The organism is Sphingomonas sp. 35-24ZXX, from assembly GCF_000786215.1.
GTDB lineage: Bacteria > Pseudomonadota > Alphaproteobacteria > Sphingomonadales > Sphingomonadaceae > Blastomonas.
The window spans coordinates 183,706-204,343 of the sequence record NZ_JROG01000009.1; the positions used below are offsets into that span (position 1 = coordinate 183,706).

A 20,638-nucleotide genomic window follows, 5' to 3' on the forward strand; every position below is an offset into this window, starting at 1 on the left:
CCGCTTGCAGAAAATCAAGCGAAGTCACAGCGTTGCGGAATATGGGGCCCGCATCGCGCCAACCGGGCGGCTGCCGCGCCGGTCAGGGGGTGTCGGGGGAAAAAACCTGGAGGCCCGAGCCGGAATCGAACCGGCGTGCAAGGATTTGCAGTCCTCTGCGTAACCACTCCGCCATCGGGCCGCTGGTGTGGAAGACGGCGGCATTGTGCGGCTTTGGGGTGAAAGTCAAGCCTCAAGCGGCAAGGCCCCGCAGCCGGTGCGTGCGAACGATGTCATAATGGCGCAAATGCTGTATTGCCATGATAATACAGCCGTGCCATAACCAAAACGGCAGCAATATCGATTGCGTTTTGCAACCGGCTGGCTATCAACTCGGGGCCTTGAGGCTCCGTTTGGGCTTGCATCGCTGCCTGCATATTCTAGGGCGCTTGAACATGACCGATACACACACTCTTGCTCCGCCAGATTTTGCCGCTGCTCGCAGGCACATGATCGAAAGCCAGCTGCGTCCCACCGATGTCAGCGACCCCGTGGTGATTGCCGCGATGGCCGTCACCCCGCGCGAGGATTTCGTGCCCACAGGCCAGCGCGCGATCGCCTATATCGACCGTGCGGTTCCGTTCGCCAATGGCCGGGTGCTGAACCCCGCCCTGTCGACCGGCCTGCTGCTGACACGCGCCGAACTGTCGAGCACCGACAAGGTCCTGCTGATCGGCGCAGGCACCGGCTATGTCGCGGCGCTGCTCGCCGGGATTGTGGCGCATGTGGTCGCTGTCGAAGAGGATCGTGCCTTGGTCGAACTGGCGCAGGGCAACCTCGCGGGTGTCGCCAATGTCACCATCGTCGAATCGGCGCTGGCACAGGGCCATGCCGCAGGTGCGCCGTATGACCTTGTTATCATCGATGGCGGAGCCGAGCAGGTGCCCGAGGCGATCGTGGCGCAGCTGGCCGATGGCGGACGTCTGCTGACCGGATTGAACGATTCGGGTGTGGCGCGGCTGGCCATGGGGCGGCGGCAGGGTCAGGCCTTTGCCCTGGTGCCGTTCGCCGATACCGACATTGCCCCGCTCGCGGCCTTCGCCCGGCCCAAGAGCTATAGCTTCTGACGCACCACTGCGGGTGCCGGCACTGCTGCCGACATCGGTGATGGACAGGATGAGAACCGGATTGATGAAGACTTCGCTTTGGATGGCCGGTTGTGGTGCGGCGCTGGTTTTGGGGAGTGCGCCGTTGCACGCGGAAACGCTGCGCGACGCGCTGATCGCCGCCTATCAGACCAACCCCACGCTCAACGCCGCGCGCGCCCAGCAGCGCGCGACCGACGAGGGTGTGCCGATTGCGCTGGCCGATGGCCGCCCCAGCTCCCAGGTCCAGGCGCAATATTCGGAGAACTTCCTCAACCCGGCGAACGCGTTCACCGCCCCCGACCGGTCGGTCAGCGGCACCATCAACCTGACGGTGCCGATCTATTCCGGCGGCAGCGTGCGCAATGCCATCAACGCTTCGAAGGTCCGGGTCGAGGCTGGCCAGGCCGATCTGCGCGGCACCGAAGCCACGGTGTTCAGCAATGTCGTCGCGGCGTACATGGACGTGATTCGCGATGAGGCGATTGTCGGCCTGCAGCGCCAGAATGTCGAAGTGCTCGACGTCAACCTGCAGGCATCGTCCGACCGGTTCGAGATCGGTGACCTGACCCGCACCGATGTCGCCCAGTCCGAAGCGCGGCTGGCAATCGCGCGGACCGATCTGCAGACGGCCGAGGCGAACCTCATCCGCAGCAAGGAAACCTATATTCAGCTGGTCGGTCAGGCGCCGGGCACGCTCGAGCCGCCGCCGCCGCTGCCCAACCTGCCCGCTGCACCCGATGTCGCGGTGGCAACCGCGCTCGACAGCAACCCCGATCTGGAAGCGGCGCGCGAGCGCGTGAAGGCCGCTGATTTCGACGTCCGGTCGGCGCGGGGCACGCGCATGCCGCAGGTCAGCCTGTTCAGCCAGGGCAACTATCAGAACTTCCTCGGCACCCTGGGCAGCGCGCTGATCCAGGGCAATTTCGTCCAGCAGCAGTCGAGTGCTGCCGCCGGCGTGCAGCTGACCGTGCCGGTCTATCAGGGCGGTCGCCCCGGCGCACAGATCCGGCGGGCGCAGGCGGTATCCGGCCAGGCGATGGAGCAGGAAATCGCGGTCGAGCGCAGCATCATCGCGCAGGTCCGCGCCGCCTATGCCAGCTTCAACGCCTCGATGCAGGTGATCGATTCGTCGCAAAAGGCGGTCGAGGCCAACACTCTGGCGCTGGAAGGCGTGCGCGCCGAAAACAGCGTCGGCAATCGCACCATCCTCGACATCCTCGATGCCGAACGCGAGTTGCTGAACGCTCAGGTGCAGTTGGTGACCGCGCGGCGCAATGCCTATGTTGCAGGCTTCACGCTGCTGGCCGCGATGGGCCGCGCCGAGGCGCGCGACCTGGGCCTGGACGGCGGCCTGCTGTACGATCCCGAGCTCAACTACGAGCGGGTGCGCGACAAGATCAACGACTGGGATTCGCAACCGAACCCGGTCGCCCAATCGACGCGCACCGTTGACAGCCCGGCGCAAAATGCCGCACTGATCGGCCCGCCCAACCAGTAACGCGGGCACGGGCTCGAATCGGATCAGGGGCAAACGGGAATGACACGCGACATTGGCGAGCCCAGTCTTGAGGAAATCCTGGCGTCTATCAAGAAAGTGATCGCCGAGGATGGCCGCAAGCCGCGCCGCGCGCCGCCTGCGCGCTCGTCCGCCCCGCTGCGTCAGGAAAAACCTGCCGACGATATTCTGGAACTCACCGAGAGCGTCGAGCCTGAAGCGCCCGCCTATCAGGACGAAACGCCGCTGGTCAGCCGCGCGGGCGAACGCTCGATGCGCGAATCGCTGGCGGTGCTCGCAACGCTCACCGAGCCTGGCGTCAGCCCGCAGATCGTCCGCTCTGGCGAGACCTCGCTCGAGGGCATGGTGCGCGAGATGCTGCGCCCGATGCTGGCCGACTGGCTCGACAAGAACCTGCCCGACATGGTCGAGGCTCTGGTGGCCAAGGAAATCGGGCGGATCACCGGCCGCCACGGCTGATCGGGACTCGCCCGCCCGCGGCGGTCCTGGTCCATTCGTCGCTGCCATGCGGGCGGTGCGGATCGCGGCGACACGCTGAGGGAGGATGGAATGTCCGGGCCAAATCGCCGGGAATTCGTGGCAGCAGGGGCGGCCATGGTTGCTGCGCCGCTGATCGGCATGGCGCCAGCGGAACCACAATGGGAAACGCTGCGGACCGAGGTCTATCCCGGCAAGCGCGATGACATCGTCTTTGTCGATGCACAGCACGGCTGGTACGGTACCGGCAAGGGCGATCTGTTCCGCACCACCGACGGTGGCGCAAGCTGGACAAAGGTCGCCAGCAAGCCCGGGACCTTCATCCGCGCGCTGGGCTTTTCTGATGCGCAGACCGGATTCATCGGCAACGTCGGCACCGATTACTACCCCGGCGTCGCCGATACCGTGCCGCTCTACCGCACCGATGATGGCGGGGTGAGCTGGACCCCCGCCGACCTTGGCGACAAGACGATTGCGGGCGTGTGCGCGATCGATGTCCTCACCGTGCGGCGCATCTATCAGGGGCAGTTGCAGCCGCGCGTCGTGGTGCACGCAGCGGGCCGGGTTGGCGGTCCCGCAGGGCTGCTGCGCTCGACCGATGGTGGCCACAGCTGGCAGGTGATCGACATGACCGCGCATGCCGGCATGATCCTCGATATCCGCTTCTTCGACGAACAGACCGGCCTCGTGTTCGCGTCCACCGGCCGCGACCCTGCGACCACCGAAGGGCTGATCCTGCGCACCACCGACGGCGGCGACAGCTGGACCCCCGTCTATCGCTCCGGCCGGGCAGCGGAGCTGATCTGGAAGGCCTCGTTCGTCAGCGCCACCGTCGGCTATGCCACGGTGCAGAGCTATGACGAGACGCGCGCGCAGCAGCTGATCGTCAAGACGACCGATGGCGGGAGAAGCTGGACCGAGCTGCCGATGGTGGAAAATGCCAAGGCACGCCAGTTCGGCATCGGCTTTGTCGACGAGGCGCGCGGCTGGGTGGGCACTATGGCGGGCGGGTTCGAAACGCGCGACGGCGGCAAGACCTTTGCGCCTGTGCCGATCGCGCGCGCCGCCAACAAGTTCCGCATGGTCGCCGATGGCCGGCGCCGCCATGTGTTCGCGATTGGCACCGAGGTCCAGCGCCTGACGATCGGCTGAACCGCGCGCACGGTGCGCCAAGGGCTTTGCGCGCCGCACGGCTTGCTGGTAACAGCTGAAACCATGAGAACCACCGTCATCGCCGCGCTGCTGGCCAGCGCGCTCTCGCCCCTCCTCTTCACCGCACCCGCCGCCGCACGGCCGATGACCGAGAGCGATCTGGCGACGTTCAACCGGCTCGGTGCGCCCGCCGCCTCATCCGATGGCAAATGGGTGGCGTATCAGCTGACCAGCACCGATCTGGCGGCAAACAAGCGCAGCACCGGGCTTTATCTGCTCGATATCGCGCGCAAGGACGCGCAGCCGATCGCGATCGCCGATTCGCCGGGGCACAATGAAAGCGCGCCGGTGTTCGCGCGCGATGGCCAGCATCTGTTCTTCCTCTCCAACCGCTCGGGCAGCACCCAGGTCTGGCGCGTCGCGCTGCCGACGGGCGAGCCGATGCAGGTGACGATGGCGGCAACCGACATCAGCGGGTTCAGCCTTTCGCCCGATGGCAACAGCATCGCGGTCTGGGCCGATCTGGCCGAAGGCTGCACGCTCGATGCCTGCCCCGCCAAGGCCAAGTCGCAGGGCACGGGCCGCGAATACGACCGGCTGTTCGTTCGCCACTGGGACAGCTGGCGCGAGCCCGGCACCTATTCGCGGATCTATGCCTATGCCTTGGGCACCGACGGCAAGGTCGCCGGCCCCGCCCGCAGCATCAGCGGTTTGATCGAGGGCGATGCACCCAGCAAGCCGTTCGGCGGCGGTGAGGAAATCGCCTGGGCCGCGGACAGCAGCGCCATCGCCTTTGCCATCCGCAAGTCCGATGGCGACGAGCCGCGATCGACCAATCTCGATATCGTCTGGCAGCCGCTCGCCGAAGGTGCAGCGGCGGTGAACCTGACAGTGGCCAACCAGGCGACCGATTCGCTGCCTGCCGCCTCGCCTGATGGCCGCTGGCTGGCCTGGGCGGCGATGGCGCGCCCGAGCTATGAGGCCGATCGCATGGTCGTGCATCTGCGCGACATGAAGACCGGCCAGGTGACCAAGCTCACCGAGGGCTGGGATCGCTCGGCAGGATCGCTGGCCTGGACTGCGGACTCGAAGAGCCTGCTGGTGACCGCGCAGGATGTGCTTGAGCATCCCGTGTTCCGCATCGATGTGCCCAGCGGCAAAGTTACCCGGCTGACCGAGCGTGGCAATGTGAACAATGTCGTTCCGCTCGCCGGTGGCGCCATGCTCTACACGATCAACTCGATCGCCGCGCCCGATGATCTGGTGCTGATGGAGAAGAACGGCCAGACCCGCCGCCTGACCAACGTCAATGCCGACAAGCTCGCAGCGCTCGATCCGGTGCAGTACGAAAAGTTCAGCTTCCAGGGCGCGAATGGCGATCTCGTCCACGGCCAGATCGTCAAGCCTCAGGGCGCCAAGGGGAAGCTTCCCGTCGCTCTGCTGGTGCATGGCGGGCCGCAGGGCAGCTTCAACAACAGCTGGTCCTATCGCTGGAACCCGGCGGTGATGGCCGCGCAGGGCTATGCTGCGGTCACCATCGATTTCCACGGCTCGACCGGATACGGGCAGGCATTCACCGACAGCATCAACAAGGACTGGGGCGGCAAGCCGCTCGAGGACCTCAAGCTCGGCATGGCGGCGCTGCCCGGCATCGATGCCGCGCTCGACACCAGCAACGCCTGCGCGCTCGGCGGCAGCTATGGCGGTTACATGATGAACTGGATCGCAGGTCAGTGGCCCGACGGCTTCAAGTGCCTGGTGACGCACGCGGGCGTGTTCGATCTGCGCGCGATGGCGTTCGAGACCGAGGAACTGTGGTTCGACGAATGGGACCATGGCGGCCCGTGGTGGCAGCGCCAAGATGCGGAGAAGTGGAACCCGGTCAACCATGTCACCGCTTGGAAGACGCCGACGTTGGTGATCCATGGCGAAAAGGACTTCCGCATCCCCTATTCGCAATCGCTCGCCGCGTTCACCGCGCTGCAGCGCCAGGGGATCGAATCGAAGCTGCTGATCTTCCCGGACGAGAACCACTGGGTGTTGAAGGCGCAGAACTCCGTGCAATGGCATCGCAACGTGTTCGACTGGCTGGGGCGGCATCTGAAGGGTGCTAAATAGTCTCGGTTGGGCTTGGCATCGGTCGCTAGGCCGCCTAGTTTGATTGCTTAAGGAGTCACATGATGGCCAGCCAGCCTCCGAGAGTGCGCCCCAGCGATCTGCCAACGAAGACCGTCACTGCACCCGATGGCAGCAAGGTGCGGATGAAGGTCGTGCAAGCAGAAAGCCCCAGCCTGCCTTATGACTTGCTTGCCGCGTTCCGGTCGAATGTTCGGCGAATAAAGGCTGATCAAAAGGCTCAGGCGCGCGCGCGTGAAGACACCCCGGAAGCCTGACCGTCCGGTTCTGTGGATAGTAGCCGGGCCGAATGGCAGCGGCAAAAGTTCGCTTTACAATCGCACCGATATCGAAGGCTGGGGTGGTTCGGTCTGGATCATCAACCCTGACCTGCTGACGGCCAAGATTGTCGAGCAGGAAGGCTCGGCTATCGACTTAGCCAACCTCGCCGCTGTTCAGCGGATCGAATCCTGGTTGGAAGCCTCGATCAACACCTACCAGACCATCGGCGTCGAGACCGTCCTGTCTTCGCCCAAATATCTGCGGCTGGTCGATCTGGCGCACGCCAAGGGGTTCATTGTCCGCATGCTTTATGTCGTGCTGGATACGGTAGAGGCGCAGTACGAGCGTGTCGCTATCCGGGTCCAAACTGGCGGACATGATGTTCCGCGCGACAAGATTGCTGCAAGGCGTCAGCGCTCTTTCGAAATGCTGGCGAAATTCTACGAGAAGCTGGACGACCTGTATATCTTCGATAACTCCGGCGGAGAGCCCGATCTTGCCGCAGCCAAAACGTCGGGCGCTTTGACGAAATTGCGCAAGCTGCCTGTCGATTTATCGCCGATCATTGAGGCTGCAGGTATCCCGGTGCTGGATATGTCTCGCAACTGAACTCTTGGAATATAGAGCGGTTTGCCGCTAATGGCCTGCCCATGACCGACAAGACCGAACTTCCGAAGACATTCGATCCGTCTGCGATCGAGGCCAAATGGTATCCGCATTGGGAGGAGACGAACGCGTTTCGCCCCGAGCGGCCCGATGCTGCGCCCTATACTATCGTCAACCCGCCGCCAAACGTGACGGGCAGTCTGCACATCGGGCATGCGCTCGACAACACGCTGCAGGACATCATGATCCGCTACGAGCGGCTGCGCGGCAAGGATGCCTTGTGGGTGGTCGGCACCGACCATGCCGGCATCGCGACGCAGATGGTGGTCGAGCGCCAGCTTGAAGCCAAGCAGGACAAGCGCACCAATTACAGCCGCGAGGACTTCGTCAAGAAGGTCTGGGAGTGGAAGGAAGAAAGCGGCGGGCAGATCACCCGCCAGCTGCGCCGCCTGGGTTGCTCGATGGACTGGTCGCGCGAGCAGTTCACGATGGACCCGCATTTCAGCAAGGCGGTGCTCAAGGTGTTCGTCGACCTGTACAACCAGGGCCTGATCTATCGCGACAAGCGGCTGGTCAACTGGGACCCCAAGCTCAAGACCGCGATCAGCGATCTCGAGGTGGAAACCCGCGAGGTTCAGGGCAGTTTCTGGCACTTCCGCTATCCGCTGGCAGACGGCGTGACGCTGGACGACGGCCGCGACCATATCGTGGTCGCCACCACCCGGCCCGAGACGATGCTTGCCGATATGGCGGTCGCGGTGAACGGGGCCGACCCGCGCTATGCCAGCGTCATCGGCAAGTTCGTCGAGCTGCCGATCACCGGACGGCGCATCCCCATCGTCGCTGACGACCATGCCGATCCCGAGCTGGGGTCGGGCGCGGTGAAGATCACGCCCGGCCATGATTTCAACGACTTCGAGGTTGGCCGCAGCGCCGGGATTGCGGCGGCGGACATGCTCAACATGTTCGATGCCGAGGCGAAGGTGGTGCAGACCGCCGATGGTCTGATCCCGCCCGAGTTCGTCGGCGTCGACCGTTTCGATGCGCGTCGCCAAGTCGTCGAGCAGATGAAGGCGCTGGGCCGTCTCGTCCCGCATGTCGTCACCACCAAGGATGGCGAGACCGTCGAACACGACGCCGAACCGCGCACCATCCAGACGCCTTATGGCGACCGTGGCGGCGTGGTGATTGAACCCTGGCTGACCGACCAATGGTATGTCGATGCCAAGACACTCGCGCAGCCCGCGATCGAGGCGGTGAAGACCGGCGTGATCGAGATCGTTCCCAAGAGCTGGGAGAAGACGTTCTTCCACTGGATGGACAATATCCAGCCGTGGTGCGTGTCGCGGCAATTGTGGTGGGGGCACCGGATCCCGGCCTGGTATGGGTCTGACGGCCAATGCTATGTCGCCGAGACCGAGGCAGAAGCGCAGGCGCTCGCAGGCGAGAGCGTCACGCTGGAACGTGATGCCGACGTGCTCGACACCTGGTTCTCGTCCGCGCTCTGGCCGTTCGCGACGCTGGGTTGGCCGGATGCGGAAATGCCCTCTCCCCTCCCGCTTGCGGGAGGGGCAGGTTCAGCATTGCTGAACCGGGGTGGGCCTGAGACGTCACCGGCTGCCATGCCCACCCCCGCCAATCGGCAAGAGCCGCTTGGCGACCCCTCCCGCCTGCGGGAGGGGAGAGGTTCGCTTCTCGCCAAGCATTATCCCAACGACCTGCTGATCTCGGGCTTCGACATCCTGTTCTTCTGGGATGCGCGGATGGCGATGATGGGGACGCATTTCATGGGCGCAGCGCCCTGGAAGCAGCTGTATCTGCACGGCCTCGTCCGCGCCGCCGATGGCGCGAAGATGTCCAAGTCCAAGGGCAATACCGTCGATCCTTTGGGCCTGATCGATCAATATGGCGCGGACGCGCTGCGATTCTTCATGGCGGCGATGGAAAGCCAGGGCCGCGACATCAAGATGGATGAGCGCCGGGTCGAGGGCTATCGCAACTTCGCCACCAAGCTGTGGAACGCCTCGCGCTTCTGCCAGGCAAATGGCATCGGCGCGAGTGCATCGGTTGCCGCGCCTGAGGCGACGCTGGCGGTCAACCGCTGGATCATCGGCGAAGTCGTGGACACCGTCGCGGCGCTCGACAAGGCGCTGGCGGACCTGCGCTTCGATGCGGCGGCGAACGCGATCTATCACTTCGTCTGGGATCAGTTCTGCGACTGGTATCTGGAGCTGATCAAGCCGGTCCTCTCCGCCGAGGGCAATGCGGGCGAAGCCGCGGAAACCCGCGCGGTCGCTGGATGGGTGCTCGACCAGATCCTGGTGATGCTGCACCCGTTCATGCCCTTCATCACCGAAGAGCTGTGGCACGCGCTTGGCGACCGGTCGGGTGATCTGATCCTCGCAGCTTGGCCCGCGCCGGAAGCGAACGTCGATGCCGACGCCAAGGCGGAGACCGAATGGCGCATCGCGCTGGTTCGCGAAATCCGCTCAGCCAAGAACGAACTCGGCATCGCGCCCGGCGCACGGCTCAGGGCGTTTGTTCAGGACGCCAATGACCAGACCCAGGTCTGGATCAACGGCTTTTGGAGCGGCGCGCAGAGGCTGGCACGAATCGACTTTGCCTCGCTGGAAGAGTCCGCTCCCGAAGGCGCCAACCTGCAGATCGTGGTCAACGAGGCGACGTTCGTGCTGCCGCTTGAAGGCATCATCGACATCGCCGCCGAAAAGGCGCGGCTCGCCAAGGCGCTGGAAGCCGTCTCGAAGGAAGCCAAGTCGCTCGAAGGTCGCCTGTCCAATCCCGCGTTTGTCGAGAAAGCCAAGCCCGAAGCCGTCGAAAAGGCGCGCGCCGATCATGCGGAGAAATCCGCCGAGGCGGAGCGGCTGTCGGCGGCTCTGGCGCGGCTTGGGTAAGCGTCCACCGCTGCGCCTGCTCGGCGGGGAGCGGCCGTCATGAGCCTGTCCTATGCGCGGCTGCTCGCCCGGCGGATGGTGCGGTCCTTGTGGTTCACGCCTGCGGCTTATGCGGTGCTGGCGGTCACGGTTCTGCTGCTCGCGCCGGCAGCCGCGGTGCTGCTGCCCGACGAGTTCAACAAGCTGATCGGGCTCGACGGCGTCGACGACCTGCTCGGCGTGCTCGCCAACACGCTGCTCGCGGTCGCGATCTTCTCCCTGGGCATCATGGTCTCGTCGCTGCAGGCCGCCGCGTCGGCTGCCACGCCGCGCGCGCGGCCGCTGCTGATGCAGGATCGCACCGCGCAGAACGCGATCTCGGTGTTCATCGGCGGCTTCATCTTCGCGATTGTCGGCACCGTCGGGCTGTCGACCAATTATTACGGCGCGCCAGCGCGGGTCATATTGTTCCTCACGACGTGCCTGGTGATCGTCTCGGTCATCTATGCGCTGATCCGCTGGATCGGACGGCTGAGCAATCTGGGCGATGTCTCCGAGGTGGTCGACCTGCTGGAGGATGCGGCCGACAAGGCCTTTGCCGAGCTTGCCAGGCGGCCGCTGCTTGGCGGGGTGGAGCTGACTACGCTGCCTGACGATGGCGTGCCGCTGCGCGCCGAGCGGTTCGGTTTTGTCCAGGCGATCGACGACGCGCTGTTCGCGACGATCTGCGCCGAGCAGGACGTCGATGTCTATCTGGCCGTGCGCCCCGGAACCTATGTCGATTCGACCACCGTGCTGCTCAGGACATCGAAGCCGCTCGACGAGGATAGCGCGCGCTCGGTGCGTCAGGCGTTCGTGATCGGCGGCGATCGCACGTTCGAGGCTGATCCCCGCTATTGCCTGATCGTGCTGTCCGAAACCGCGTCGAAGGCGCTGTCGCCCGGGGTCAATGATCCGGGGACCGCGATCGATGTGCTCGGCACGTCGCTGCGCGTGCTCGCCGGGTGGAGCAGCGCGGCCAGCGAGACCGCGGCGCGCGTGACCTGCCCCCGGCTGCACGTGCCGCAGGTCCGCGTCGAGGACATGGTGGTGGACGCGTTCCGCTGGATCGCACGCGATGGGGCGGGGCAGCTCGAGGTGCAGATCCGGTTGCAAAAGGCGCTGGCGTCGCTCGCGGCGCATGATCCCGTGCTGTTCGGCGCGGCGGCGCGCGCGATGTCGCACGAGGCGTTCGCGCGCGCAAAGACGGGGCTGGCGTTGCCTGCAGATGTCGAGATGCTGGAGAAGTTTGTCCTGAATTGATGGAAAACGCGGTGGGTGGGGTCGCTCCACCTCACCCCTTGCCCCGGCGGCCCTCGTTCCCTAAACGTTCGTGGTGAACACGCTCGCCCCCCTTACCGAATTCCCGCCGCCATCGGCCAGTGACCCCGCTTATCTGCAAGGGCTGAACACCCCGCAGCGCGAGGCGGTGCTGTCGTCCGAAGGTCCGGTGCTGGTGCTGGCAGGGGCAGGGACCGGCAAGACCGCGGCGTTGACCGCGCGGCTGGCGCATCTGATCGCGACGCGGCGCGCCTGGCCGTCCGAAATCCTCGCGGTCACCTTCACCAACAAGGCCGCGCGCGAGATGCGCGAGCGCGTCGGGCGGATCATCGGCGATGCGGTCGAGGGCATGCTCTGGTTGGGCACCTTCCACTCGATCGGCGCGAAGATGCTGCGCCGCCATGCCGAGCTGGTCGGGCTGCAGAGCAATTTCACGATCATCGACACCGACGACCAGCTGCGGCTGCTCAAGCAGCTGATCCAGGCCGCCGATATCGACGACAAGCGCTGGCCCGCGCGCCAGCTCGCCGGCTGTATCGACCGCTGGAAGAACAAGGGGCTCAATCCGCCCGAATTGGACGCTGCCGAAAGCGAGCTGTATGCCAACGGGCGGGGGCAGGAGCTCTACACCGCCTATCAGGACCGGCTGAAGGCGCTCAACGCCTGCGATTTCGGCGATCTGCTGCTGCACATGCTGACTTTGCTCAAGACCGACCGTGCGGTGCTCGAACAGTATCAGCAGCGGTTCAAGTACATCCTGGTCGACGAGTATCAGGACACCAATTCGAGCCAGTATCTGTGGCTGCGGCTGCTCGCCCAGGCGCGCAAGAACATCTGCTGCGTCGGCGATGACGACCAGTCGATCTATTCGTGGCGCGGCGCGGAGGTCGCGAACATCCTGCGATTCGAGAAGGATTTTCCCGGCGCGCGGATCATCCGGCTCGAACAGAACTACAGATCGACCCCGCACATTCTGGGCGCCGCATCGGGCCTGATCGCATCGAACAGCGATCGCCTTGGCAAGACGCTCTGGACCGAGGTCGATGCGGGACAGAAGGTCCGCGTGCTGGGCGTGTGGGACGGCCCCGAAGAGGCGCGGCGGATCGGCGAGGAGCTCGAGCGGATCACGCGCGAGGGCACCAGTCTCGACAAGACCGCCATTCTGGTGCGGGCCTCGTTCCAGACCCGCGAGTTCGAGGACCGGTTCATCGCGATCGGCATGCCGTACCGCATCGTCGGCGGTTTCCGCTTCTACGAGCGCGCCGAAATCCGCGATGCGCTGGCGTATCTGCGCGTCGTCAACCAGCCGGCGGACGATCTGGCGTTCGAGCGGATCTTCAACACCCCCAAGCGGGGCCTCGGCGACAAGGCGCTGGAGAAGGTGCACCGCGTCGCGCGCGCCACCGGCCTGCCGCTCTCGGCCGCAGCGTTCCAGATTCTCGACAGCGATGAGCTGCCCGCGCGTGCACGCACCGCGCTCACCGGGCTGATGCGCGGCATCGCCCGGTGGCGTGACCTTCTGACCACGATGAACCCGGCGGACCTCGTGCGGCAGATCATGGATGAATCGGGCTATACCCACGTGCTTCAGGCGGAAAAGTCGGTCGAGGCCTCGGGACGGCTCGAGAACCTTTCCGAACTCGCGCGCGCGATGGAGGAATACGAAAGCCTCGGCGATTTCCTCGAGCATGTCAGCCTGGTGATGGACAACGAGGCGAGCGCCGACGAGGCCAAGGTCACGATGATGACCATCCACGGCGCCAAGGGGCTCGAGTTCGAGCATGTCTTCCTCGCCGGATGGGAGGAGGGGGTGTTCCCCTCGCAGCGTTCGCTCGACGAGGGCGGGCTGGCGAGCCTCGAGGAAGAGCGCCGGCTTGCCTATGTCGCGATCACCCGCGCACGCGCCAGCTGCACGATCATGCACGCGGCCAACCGGCGCATCTACGGCCAGTGGACGAGCTCGATCCCGTCTCGCTTCATCGGCGAACTGCCGGCAGAGCATATCGAAGAGGAAAGTTCGCTCACCGGTGGTGCCTCGCTGTGGCGGGCGGGCCTGTCCGAGCGCGATGATCCGTTTGCGCATCTGGCGCGCGATCCCGAGCGCGCGGCGCGGCGCGGCCCCGGCTGGCAGCGCGCGGCACAGGTCCCGGGCGGGTTCAACACCACGCCGCAACGCGTCGCCGAAGCGCGGACCAGCGCGATCAGCATGGGCAATGCCGGGCGCAGCGATGTCGATATCGGCACCCGCGTCTTCCACCAGAAGTTCGGCTATGGCCTGGTCGCGCAGAAGGAAGGCAACAAGCTGGAGATCGACTTCGAGAATTCGGGCCGCAAGCGGGTGATCGACAGCTTCATCACCCTTGCGTGAGGCTTATCCGACGTGGAGCGACGACTTCAGATCCGCTCGACTCGCGCCACCGATTCCGACGCGCGCAGCGCCATGATGATCTGCATCAGGTGCGCGACATCGTGCACCTCCAGATCGGATTCATAGGTGTGGAACGGCTGGTCGCGGTTGGTCAGCTTGAGGTTGACGATGTTCGCCTTGTGGTGGCTGAAGATGCCCGCCATGTCGGCCAGGGTGCCGGGGCGGTTGTAGAGGATCGCGCGGATGCGCGCGGTCGCGCCTTCCGAATCGCCATCCCATGACAGGTCGATCCAGTCGGCATCGACGCCGCTCACCAGATTGAGGCAGTCGATGGTGTGCACTTCGATATTCTCGCCCTGGCGGCGCAGCCCGACGATGCGGTCGCCCGGCACCGGGTGGCAGCAATCGGCAAGCTGGAAGGCGACGCCAGGGGTCAGCCCGCGGATCGAGATCGCCCGGTCCTGGCGCGGAAACTCGCGCAATGCCGCCTGATCGGTGCTGCTGCCGGGGACGAGCGCGTCCATCAGCGCGACATCGGTGATCTGGTTCTTGCCGATGGCGATCATCAGATCGGTCTCGTCGGCGATATCCAGCCGCTCGATCGCCTGTTTCAGCGCCTTCTTGCCGATCTTGACCGGCAGGCGTCCTGCAATCTCGTCGAAGATCACCCGGCCCATCGCGGCGGTTTCCTCGCGCTCCTTGTCGCGGACATAGCGGCGGATCGCGGCGCGCGCCTTGCCGGTGGTGACAAAGGCCAGCCAGCTGGTCTGCGGCTCCTGCCCTTCGGATTTCAGGATTTCGACAATGTCGCCGTTGGCGAGCGGGGTGCGCAGCGGCACGTTGCGTCCGTTGATCAGCACGCCCACCGCCTTGTTGCCCAGGTTGGTGTGCACCGCATAGGCAAAGTCGACCGCCGTCGCGCCCTTGGGCAGCTGGTGCAGCGCGCCCTTGGGGGTGAAGGCGAAGATGCGGTCCTGATACATCGCCATGCGGGTGTGCTCGAGCAGCTCGTCGGCATCCTGCGCGGTGTCGAGAATCTCGATGAGGTCACGGATCCATCCCGCCTGGCCGTCGGGCCGGGTGCCACCCTGCTTGTAGGCCCAGTGCGCTGCCAGCCCGAACTCGCTCTGCCGGTGCATCTCGTGCGTGCGGATCTGGATCTCCACCCGCATCGAGCGGCCATGGATGATCGCAGTGTGGAGCGAGCGATAGCCGTTGCGCTTCGGCGTGGAGATGTAATCCTTGAACCGGCCGGGGATCATCTTCCACTTGCGGTGGATATGCCCCAGCGCGGCATAGCAATCCTCGATGCTGTCGACGATCACGCGAAACGCGATGATGTCGGTCATCTGCTCGAACGACACATGGCGTTCGGCCATCTTGCGCCAGATCGAATAGGGGTGTTTTTCGCGGCCGCTGATCTCGGCTTCCAACCCGTGCGTCGCAAGCTCGCTCTTCAGCGAATCCGCGATCGAATCGACCTGGTTCTCGTCGCTTGCCTTGATCTGGTCCAGCCGCCCGACGATGGTCGCATAGGCCTCCGGCTCCAGCTCGCGGAACGCCAGCATCTGCATCTCGCGCATGTATTCATACATGCCGACGCGCTCGGCCAGCGGCGCGAAAATGTCCATCGTCTCGCGCGCGATGCGCTTGCGCTTGACCGGGTTGGAGATGAAATGGAGCGTGCGCATGTTGTGCAGCCGGTCGGCGAGCTTGACCAGCAGCACGCGCAGGTCGTTGGACATCGCCAGCAGGAACTTGCGCAGGTTCTCCGCGGCGCGTTCGCTTTCGGTCTGCGCCTCGATCTTGGACAGCTTGGTGACACCGTCGACCATCTGCGCCACCTTGGGGCCGAACATCCGCTCGATCTCCTCGATCGTGGTCAGCGTGTCCTCGACGGTGTCGTGCAGCAAGGCGGTGATGATGGTTTCGACATCCATCTTCAGGTCGGTCATCAGACCTGCGACCTCGATGGGATGGCTGAAATACGGGTCGCCGCTCGCGCGCTTCTGGCTGCCATGCTTCTGCACGGAAAACACATAGGCGCGGTTGATCAGCGCCTCATCAGCATCGGGGTCGTAATCCTTGACCCGTTCGACCAGTTCATATTGTCTCAGCACAAGCTGAATGTCGGTGCTTTGCGCTCAAAAGCAACAGAAAAAGCGCGCCTGTGCGAAGGGCCTTGCCGCGGTTTCCCTGGGGGCAAGGGGCCGGGGGGCAGGGGCCTGCACAGGCGCGCGAGGTTTGCCGGATGTCGCGGGCGGCGATGTGGGAGTATCGCAGCTGCGGCCATCCGGCGAAAAGCGGGGTCGGCGGGTCAGTCCTTGGCGTTGCATGCAGCCAGGTCATCGCTGGCCATCACTTCGCTGCGGGTTGAAAAGGCGGTGACCGCGCCCATCTTGCGTGAGAGCCTGGTGCAGGCGTTGACCGGGCGAGAGGTCGCCTTCGATCCGTTGCAGACGGTGCCTTCGCACTGCCAGACCACGCCCTGGATAATCTTGGTGGTCTTTTCGACCGGCGCGGCGAGTTCCGCGGTGAAATAGCTGCTGCCCGGCGTCTGGGCGCTGGCGGTGCTCGCCTGCATCATCACCAGGCTGGAGAGCGAGGCGGCGGCGACAAAGGCGATCTGGGTGATGGTGTGGGCAAAGCGGCTCATGACGGGTCCTTTCTGACGACATTCGGGGCAAAACATCGAGGGTGCAATTTAGGTTGCGAATCACTACCTACTAAGTTAGGTTTCGAGTTGCAACTAGAAACTGAATTTTCATTGGCAAGGCCGCAATTTTGGATAAGATGGCGGCCTGAAACTGGATTGATGACCATGAACCACACCGCTCCCGCGAAATTGCGCGAACCCCTGGCCGAGATCGCAGCCTGCTGCAGCCTGCCGCAGGCGCTGGAGACGATGGGCGAGCGTTGGTCGTTCATGATCCTGCGGGCCTCGTTCAACGGGCTCCACCATTTCGAGGAATTTCTCGAGGAACTGGGCATCGCCCGCAACATCCTCTCGAACCGTCTGACCCGGCTGGTCGAAAGCGGCATCCTCAAGCGCGCGCCGTGCGTCGATGATCGCCGCAAGATCGAATACCGGCTCACCGACAAGGGCATGGACCTGCTGCCGACCATGATCGCGCTGCGCCAATGGGGCGAAAAGTGGGAAAGCGGCGTGCCTTCCAATCCGGTGCTGGTCGACGAGCGCGATCGTCGTCCGATCCAGGCCATCTCGATCCGCGCGCATGACGGCAGGGTGCTGGGCCATCACGACATGTGCTGGCTGGATATCGCCGATCTCAAGGCCGCTGACGGTGACGACAGCGATCACGACGGCATCGTAAAGCGGATCGCGACGATCTGATCGCGTACCCGACCGCGGAGGACGGGTACGCGCCGCGTACCTAACTGCTCGCGCGGACGATCAGTTCGGGCTCCAGCTGGACCGGCTCGCAGATTTCGCCATCGAGCTGACGAAACACGATGTCCACCAGCAGCCGAGCGCCCGCCTGCAGGTCCTGGCGGATGGTGGTCAGCGGCGGCGTGGTATGCGCGGCGAGCATGATGTCGTCATATCCCACCACCGCGACATCGCCCGGTACGGCCAGGCCGCGCTCGGCCAGCGCCCGCAGCGCGCTCATCGCGACCACGTCAGAGGCGGCGAAGATTCCGTCGATGCCGGGGTTCGCGTCCAGAAACTCGCGCGCGGCACTATAGGCCGCTTCCGAGGTCAGGTGGATCGGCAGGGTGTGGACGCTGTCCGACAGCCCGGCTTCTGCGCAAGCCTGCAGAAATCCCTGCTGGCGCTTGCCGAATTCGGGTGGGGTCGGGTTGCCCAGGAACAGCAGCTTGCGCTTGCCGCGTTCGATCAGATGCCGCCCGACGATCAGGCCGCCGCGGACATTGTCCGATCCCACGGTGACATGCTGCTGCCCCTCGACCTTCGCGCCCCACACCACCAGCGCGCGGTGCCGTGCCGCGGCAGCATCCAGCACCGCCATCTGGTCGGACTGGCCGATGACGATCGCGCCATCAACCCGCCCGGAATCGAGCAGATCGTCGAGCCAGGCATCGCCCGAAGGGATCACGCGCGAAAGCAGCAGGTCGAAATTGCGTTCGGTCAGCGCATCGGCAAGATAGCCCAGCATCGTCATGAAGAATGGATCTGAGGGGTGCTGATCGACCTCGTGGCCCATCGGCATGATCACGCCGATCGCCTGCGCGCGGCGCAGACGCAGGTTCTGCGCCACCTGATTGGGTTTGAACCCATGCAGCCGCGCCAGTTCGACCACGCGCTCGCGGGTCTTGGCGTTGATGATCGTCTTGCCGGCCAGCGCGCGCGATACGGTGGACACCGATACCCCGGCAAGCTCTGCAAGCTCCTGCATCCCTATCTTGCTGATGGTACGCGCCTTTCCCCACAGATACTGCGCCGCCCCCCGCACCGGTCTAATCGGTCTGCGGCGTGGCGTCGAGCATCTTGTCTAGTTGTGCTTGCATTTTCGCTACCGGTCTGTATTAATACAGCAACACACATGAAGGAGTTGTCGTAATGGCGATGTTTTGGAAGCGCGCACTGGTGGTTTCGGCGGGCGTCATCGCCCTGGGTGCTTGCAGCATGGCGGACAGCGCCGAGCGACTGATCGAAGGCGACTCGGACAGCGCCGACACCGGCGAATGGTCGAGCAGCTGGTCGGGCGAGCCGTTCGACCGCATCACGCTGGCAGGGCCCGACAATCTGACCTTTGTCACTGAAGGCAAGCATGCGGTCAGCGCGACCGGTGATGCCAAGGCGCTCGAGGCGCTGCAGTTCAAGGTGCGCAACGGCGAGCTTCGCATTCGTCGCAAATCCTCGAACTGGAGCTTCAGCGACAAGGGCGAGGCGATGATCACGGTCAATGCCCCCGCACTGCGCGCGCTGGCGCTGGCAGGATCTGGCTCTGCCAGGATTGACCAGATGGAAGGCGACGAGATCGAGCTAAGCATTGCCGGATCGGGCAACGCCGAGGTCGCGAAGCTTGCGGCGAAGAAGCTGGACGGCGCGATCGCGGGCAGTGGTTCGTTGCGGCTGGCGGGCTCGGCCGACAGCGCCGATATCTCGATCGCAGGGTCGGGCAGCGTCATGGGTGAGCGCTTTACCAGCCCCGTGGTCGACATTTCGATCGCCGGTTCGGGCGATGTCACCATGGCATCCGATGGCTCGGTGGAGGCCAGCCTGATGGGCTCTGGCGACGTCACCATCAAGGGCAGCGCCAAGTGCAAGAGCAGCGCGATGGGATCGGGCATCATTACCTGCGGATAAGCCACGCCGCGCAAAAGCGGTTGCGCCTTTGCCAGCCTTGCTAGAGACTTAAGCCCGCCCGGCCCACGCCCGGGCGGGGGAGAGTTTGACGTGAGCGCAGCGCCAGATACCGATTTTGCGGCAGGCGAACCTGTGGCCGACCACCCGAATTTCTGGGACCGGCACATCATGCCGCGGCTGATCACCTTCTGCTGTGGCCAGCCTGCGATCGCCAAGGCGCGCAGCCGCATCGTTCCGCGCGCGCATGGCCGCGTGCTCGAACTGGGCTGCGGCGGCGGCATCAACCTCGATCATTATGATCGCAGCCGCGTCACCGCGCTGGCAGGCGTCGATCCTTCGCCGCAATTGCTCGATACCGCGCGCGGCAAGGCGCAGGCGCATGGCTTCGATGCGGACTTCCGCGCCGGCTATGCCGAAAGCCTGCCTTTTGCCGATGCCGCGTTCGATACCGTGCTGACCACCTTCACCCTGTGTTCGGTGCGCGATCCGCAGGCGGTGCTGCGCGAGATGCGCCGCGTGCTGGTCCCGGGCGGGACGATCCTGTTCCTTGAACACGGCGCTGCGCCCGATGCCGCCCCGGCGCGCTGGCAGCAGCGGGTCGAGCCGGTGTGGAAGCGGATCGCCGGGGGCTGCCATCTCACCCGCCCGGTTGCCCAGGCCTTTGCCGATCAGGGCTTCCGGGTGGACCGGACAGACAGCCGCTATCTCCCCAAGACGCCGCGCTTCCTGGGCTGGATCGAAATGGGCGAGGCCCGGGCATGATCCGGACATATGCAACGCTTGCGGCCCTGATGCTGGCCGTGCTCGGCGTGCAGGGCGCATCGGCGGCCGAGCGACGCTATACCCTCTCGACCTTCGACAAGGTGCGGATCGAAGGCGATGTCGCGGTGGAGATCGTATCGGGCACTGCGCCGTCAGCGCTGGCGATCGGCGATCCGCGTGCGCTCGACGCACTGACGGTGAGGGTGCAGGGCGGCACGCTCTCCATCCGCCGTGCGCGCGCCAGCCAGCTGACCGAGCGCCGCCAACAGTCCGCAACGCCCGATGCGCTTCCGCTGGTGCGGTTGAGCGCGCGAGCGGTGCAGTCGCTGATGCTGCAGGGCCATGGCAGCGTCCGGATCGACCGGCTGACCGGCGCAAAGCCCAACGCCACGCTGAATGGCAGCGGCTCGATCGACATCGGCGCGGTCCAGGCCGATGCGCTGGCGCTCAACGTCAGTGGCAGCGGCAGCCTGAAGGCCGCCGGCATGGCGACAAGCGCGCGCGCAGTGATGCTGGGCGATGGGTTGATCGAGGCGACGGGCCTCAGCCTCGCCAGCCTCGACCTGTTCGGCGAGGGGCCGGTGCGCGCGCGGATGACCGTGGATGGTCCGGCGCGGATCTCGGTGATGGGCGATGCGCAGATCGAGATCGGCGGTCAGTCGATCTGCACCATCCGTCAGAGCGCGGCGAACGCGATTACCTGCGGCTCGATCGAGAAACCGCGCTAGG

The 20,638-nt window shown here is 65.1% G+C and carries 17 protein-coding genes and 1 tRNA gene; 14 read left to right on the forward strand and 4 right to left on the reverse strand.

Translation table 11 applies throughout. The features are described from left to right. Positions 1-107 precede the first annotated feature (107 nt). Positions 108-181, reverse strand: a tRNA-Cys gene (locus LI72_RS16950). Between the two features lie 253 nt (positions 182-434). Between LI72_RS16950 and LI72_RS16955 the strand changes: the two genes are divergently transcribed. The 10 genes from LI72_RS16955 to LI72_RS16995 all read left to right on the forward strand — a co-directional run bounded on the left by LI72_RS16955 (position 435) and on the right by LI72_RS16995 (position 13,854). Next, positions 435-1,106, forward strand: a complete 672-nt coding sequence (locus LI72_RS16955) for a protein-L-isoaspartate O-methyltransferase family protein (protein ID WP_052130117.1) — start codon at positions 435-437, stop codon at positions 1,104-1,106. Between the two features lie 64 nt (positions 1,107-1,170). Continuing rightward, complete coding sequence (locus LI72_RS16960; RefSeq protein WP_033927118.1) at positions 1,171-2,625, forward strand: TolC family outer membrane protein; 1,455 nt, start codon at positions 1,171-1,173, stop codon at positions 2,623-2,625. A 39-nt stretch (positions 2,626-2,664) separates the two neighbouring features. After that, a complete protein-coding gene (locus LI72_RS16965) occupies positions 2,665-3,102 on the forward strand; it encodes a DUF2497 domain-containing protein (protein ID WP_033927119.1) in 438 nt (145 codons plus the stop codon). Positions 3,103-3,192: 90 nt separating this feature from the next. Then, positions 3,193-4,272 (forward strand): WD40/YVTN/BNR-like repeat-containing protein, encoded by a 1,080-nt coding sequence (locus LI72_RS16970; protein WP_156139671.1) that lies wholly within the window; start codon positions 3,193-3,195, stop codon positions 4,270-4,272. A 63-nt stretch (positions 4,273-4,335) separates the two neighbouring features. Continuing rightward, a complete protein-coding gene (locus LI72_RS16975) occupies positions 4,336-6,390 on the forward strand; it encodes an alpha/beta hydrolase family protein (protein WP_033927121.1) in 2,055 nt (684 codons plus the stop codon). 62 nt (positions 6,391-6,452) lie between these two features. Continuing rightward, positions 6,453-6,665 (forward strand): hypothetical protein, encoded by a 213-nt coding sequence (locus tag LI72_RS20120; RefSeq protein WP_156139672.1) that lies wholly within the window; start codon positions 6,453-6,455, stop codon positions 6,663-6,665. Next, the gene (locus LI72_RS16980) at positions 6,643-7,278 is read left to right on the forward strand and encodes a zeta toxin family protein (protein WP_033927122.1); all 636 of its coding nucleotides are present in this window, start codon (positions 6,643-6,645) and stop codon (positions 7,276-7,278) included. The genes LI72_RS20120 and LI72_RS16980 overlap by 23 nt, the downstream gene beginning before the upstream one ends. 41 nt (positions 7,279-7,319) lie before the next feature. Continuing rightward, positions 7,320-10,187 (forward strand): valine--tRNA ligase, encoded by a 2,868-nt coding sequence (locus LI72_RS16985; RefSeq protein WP_033927123.1) that lies wholly within the window; start codon positions 7,320-7,322, stop codon positions 10,185-10,187. Between the two features lie 39 nt (positions 10,188-10,226). Next, a complete protein-coding gene (locus LI72_RS16990) occupies positions 10,227-11,468 on the forward strand; it encodes a DUF2254 domain-containing protein (protein WP_033927124.1) in 1,242 nt (413 codons plus the stop codon). Positions 11,469-11,541: 73 nt separating this feature from the next. Continuing rightward, complete coding sequence (locus LI72_RS16995; RefSeq protein WP_033927125.1) at positions 11,542-13,854, forward strand: ATP-dependent helicase; 2,313 nt, start codon at positions 11,542-11,544, stop codon at positions 13,852-13,854. Positions 13,855-13,880: 26 nt separating this feature from the next. Here LI72_RS16995 and LI72_RS17000 read toward each other — a convergent pair whose 3' ends face one another. Next, positions 13,881-15,974, reverse strand: a complete 2,094-nt coding sequence (locus LI72_RS17000; RefSeq protein WP_033927126.1) for a RelA/SpoT family protein — start codon at positions 15,972-15,974, stop codon at positions 13,881-13,883. 197 nt (positions 15,975-16,171) lie between these two features. After that, on the reverse strand, positions 16,172-16,510 hold the full coding sequence (locus LI72_RS17005) for a CC_3452 family protein (RefSeq protein WP_052130119.1): 339 nt from the start codon (positions 16,508-16,510) through the stop codon (positions 16,172-16,174). A gap of 159 nt (positions 16,511-16,669) precedes the next feature. Here LI72_RS17005 and LI72_RS17010 point away from each other — a divergent pair, with 159 nt between their 5' ends. Beyond that, complete coding sequence (locus LI72_RS17010) at positions 16,670-17,209, forward strand: winged helix-turn-helix transcriptional regulator (protein WP_033927127.1); 540 nt, start codon at positions 16,670-16,672, stop codon at positions 17,207-17,209. Between the two features lie 40 nt (positions 17,210-17,249). On the opposite strand, the gene LI72_RS17015 is transcribed toward LI72_RS17010, so the two are convergent. Next, complete coding sequence (locus LI72_RS17015) at positions 17,250-18,233, reverse strand: LacI family DNA-binding transcriptional regulator (protein ID WP_033927128.1); 984 nt, start codon at positions 18,231-18,233, stop codon at positions 17,250-17,252. A gap of 164 nt (positions 18,234-18,397) precedes the next feature. On the opposite strand from LI72_RS17015, the gene LI72_RS17020 reads away from it, so the two are divergent. The 3 genes from LI72_RS17020 to LI72_RS19190 all read left to right on the forward strand — a co-directional run bounded on the left by LI72_RS17020 (position 18,398) and on the right by LI72_RS19190 (position 20,637). Continuing rightward, a complete protein-coding gene (locus tag LI72_RS17020) occupies positions 18,398-19,147 on the forward strand; it encodes a head GIN domain-containing protein (RefSeq protein ID WP_052130123.1) in 750 nt (249 codons plus the stop codon). A gap of 90 nt (positions 19,148-19,237) precedes the next feature. Continuing rightward, positions 19,238-19,909: a class I SAM-dependent methyltransferase gene (locus LI72_RS17025; RefSeq protein WP_331378808.1), complete on the forward strand. Its 672-nt coding sequence runs from the start codon at positions 19,238-19,240 to the stop codon at positions 19,907-19,909. Further along, positions 19,906-20,637: a GIN domain-containing protein gene (locus LI72_RS19190; protein ID WP_052130124.1), complete on the forward strand. Its 732-nt coding sequence runs from the start codon at positions 19,906-19,908 to the stop codon at positions 20,635-20,637. The genes LI72_RS17025 and LI72_RS19190 overlap by 4 nt, the downstream gene beginning before the upstream one ends. Position 20,638 lies beyond the last annotated feature (1 nt).

Excerpts from the sequence above, each read along its gene's own strand:
- LI72_RS16955 (WP_052130117.1), top strand. The coding sequence starts at position 435 with ATGACCGATACACACACTCTTGCTCCGCCAGATTTTGCCGCTGCTCGC.
- LI72_RS16960 (WP_033927118.1), top strand. The coding sequence starts at position 1,171 with ATGAAGACTTCGCTTTGGATGGCCGGTTGTGGTGCGGCGCTGGTTTTG.
- LI72_RS16965 (WP_033927119.1), top strand. The coding sequence starts at position 2,665 with ATGACACGCGACATTGGCGAGCCCAGTCTTGAGGAAATCCTGGCGTCT.
- LI72_RS16970 (WP_156139671.1), top strand. The coding sequence starts at position 3,193 with ATGTCCGGGCCAAATCGCCGGGAATTCGTGGCAGCAGGGGCGGCCATG.
- LI72_RS16975 (WP_033927121.1), top strand. The coding sequence starts at position 4,336 with ATGAGAACCACCGTCATCGCCGCGCTGCTGGCCAGCGCGCTCTCGCCC.
- LI72_RS20120 (WP_156139672.1), top strand. The coding sequence starts at position 6,453 with ATGGCCAGCCAGCCTCCGAGAGTGCGCCCCAGCGATCTGCCAACGAAG.
- LI72_RS16985 (WP_033927123.1), top strand. The coding sequence starts at position 7,320 with ATGACCGACAAGACCGAACTTCCGAAGACATTCGATCCGTCTGCGATC.
- LI72_RS16990 (WP_033927124.1), top strand. The coding sequence starts at position 10,227 with ATGAGCCTGTCCTATGCGCGGCTGCTCGCCCGGCGGATGGTGCGGTCC.
- LI72_RS17005 (WP_052130119.1), bottom strand. The coding sequence starts at position 16,510 with ATGAGCCGCTTTGCCCACACCATCACCCAGATCGCCTTTGTCGCCGCC.
- LI72_RS17010 (WP_033927127.1), top strand. The coding sequence starts at position 16,670 with ATGACCATGAACCACACCGCTCCCGCGAAATTGCGCGAACCCCTGGCC.
- LI72_RS17015 (WP_033927128.1), bottom strand. The coding sequence starts at position 18,233 with ATGCAGGAGCTTGCAGAGCTTGCCGGGGTATCGGTGTCCACCGTATCG.
- LI72_RS17020 (WP_052130123.1), top strand. The coding sequence starts at position 18,398 with ATGGCGATGTTTTGGAAGCGCGCACTGGTGGTTTCGGCGGGCGTCATC.
- LI72_RS19190 (WP_052130124.1), top strand. The coding sequence starts at position 19,906 with ATGATCCGGACATATGCAACGCTTGCGGCCCTGATGCTGGCCGTGCTC.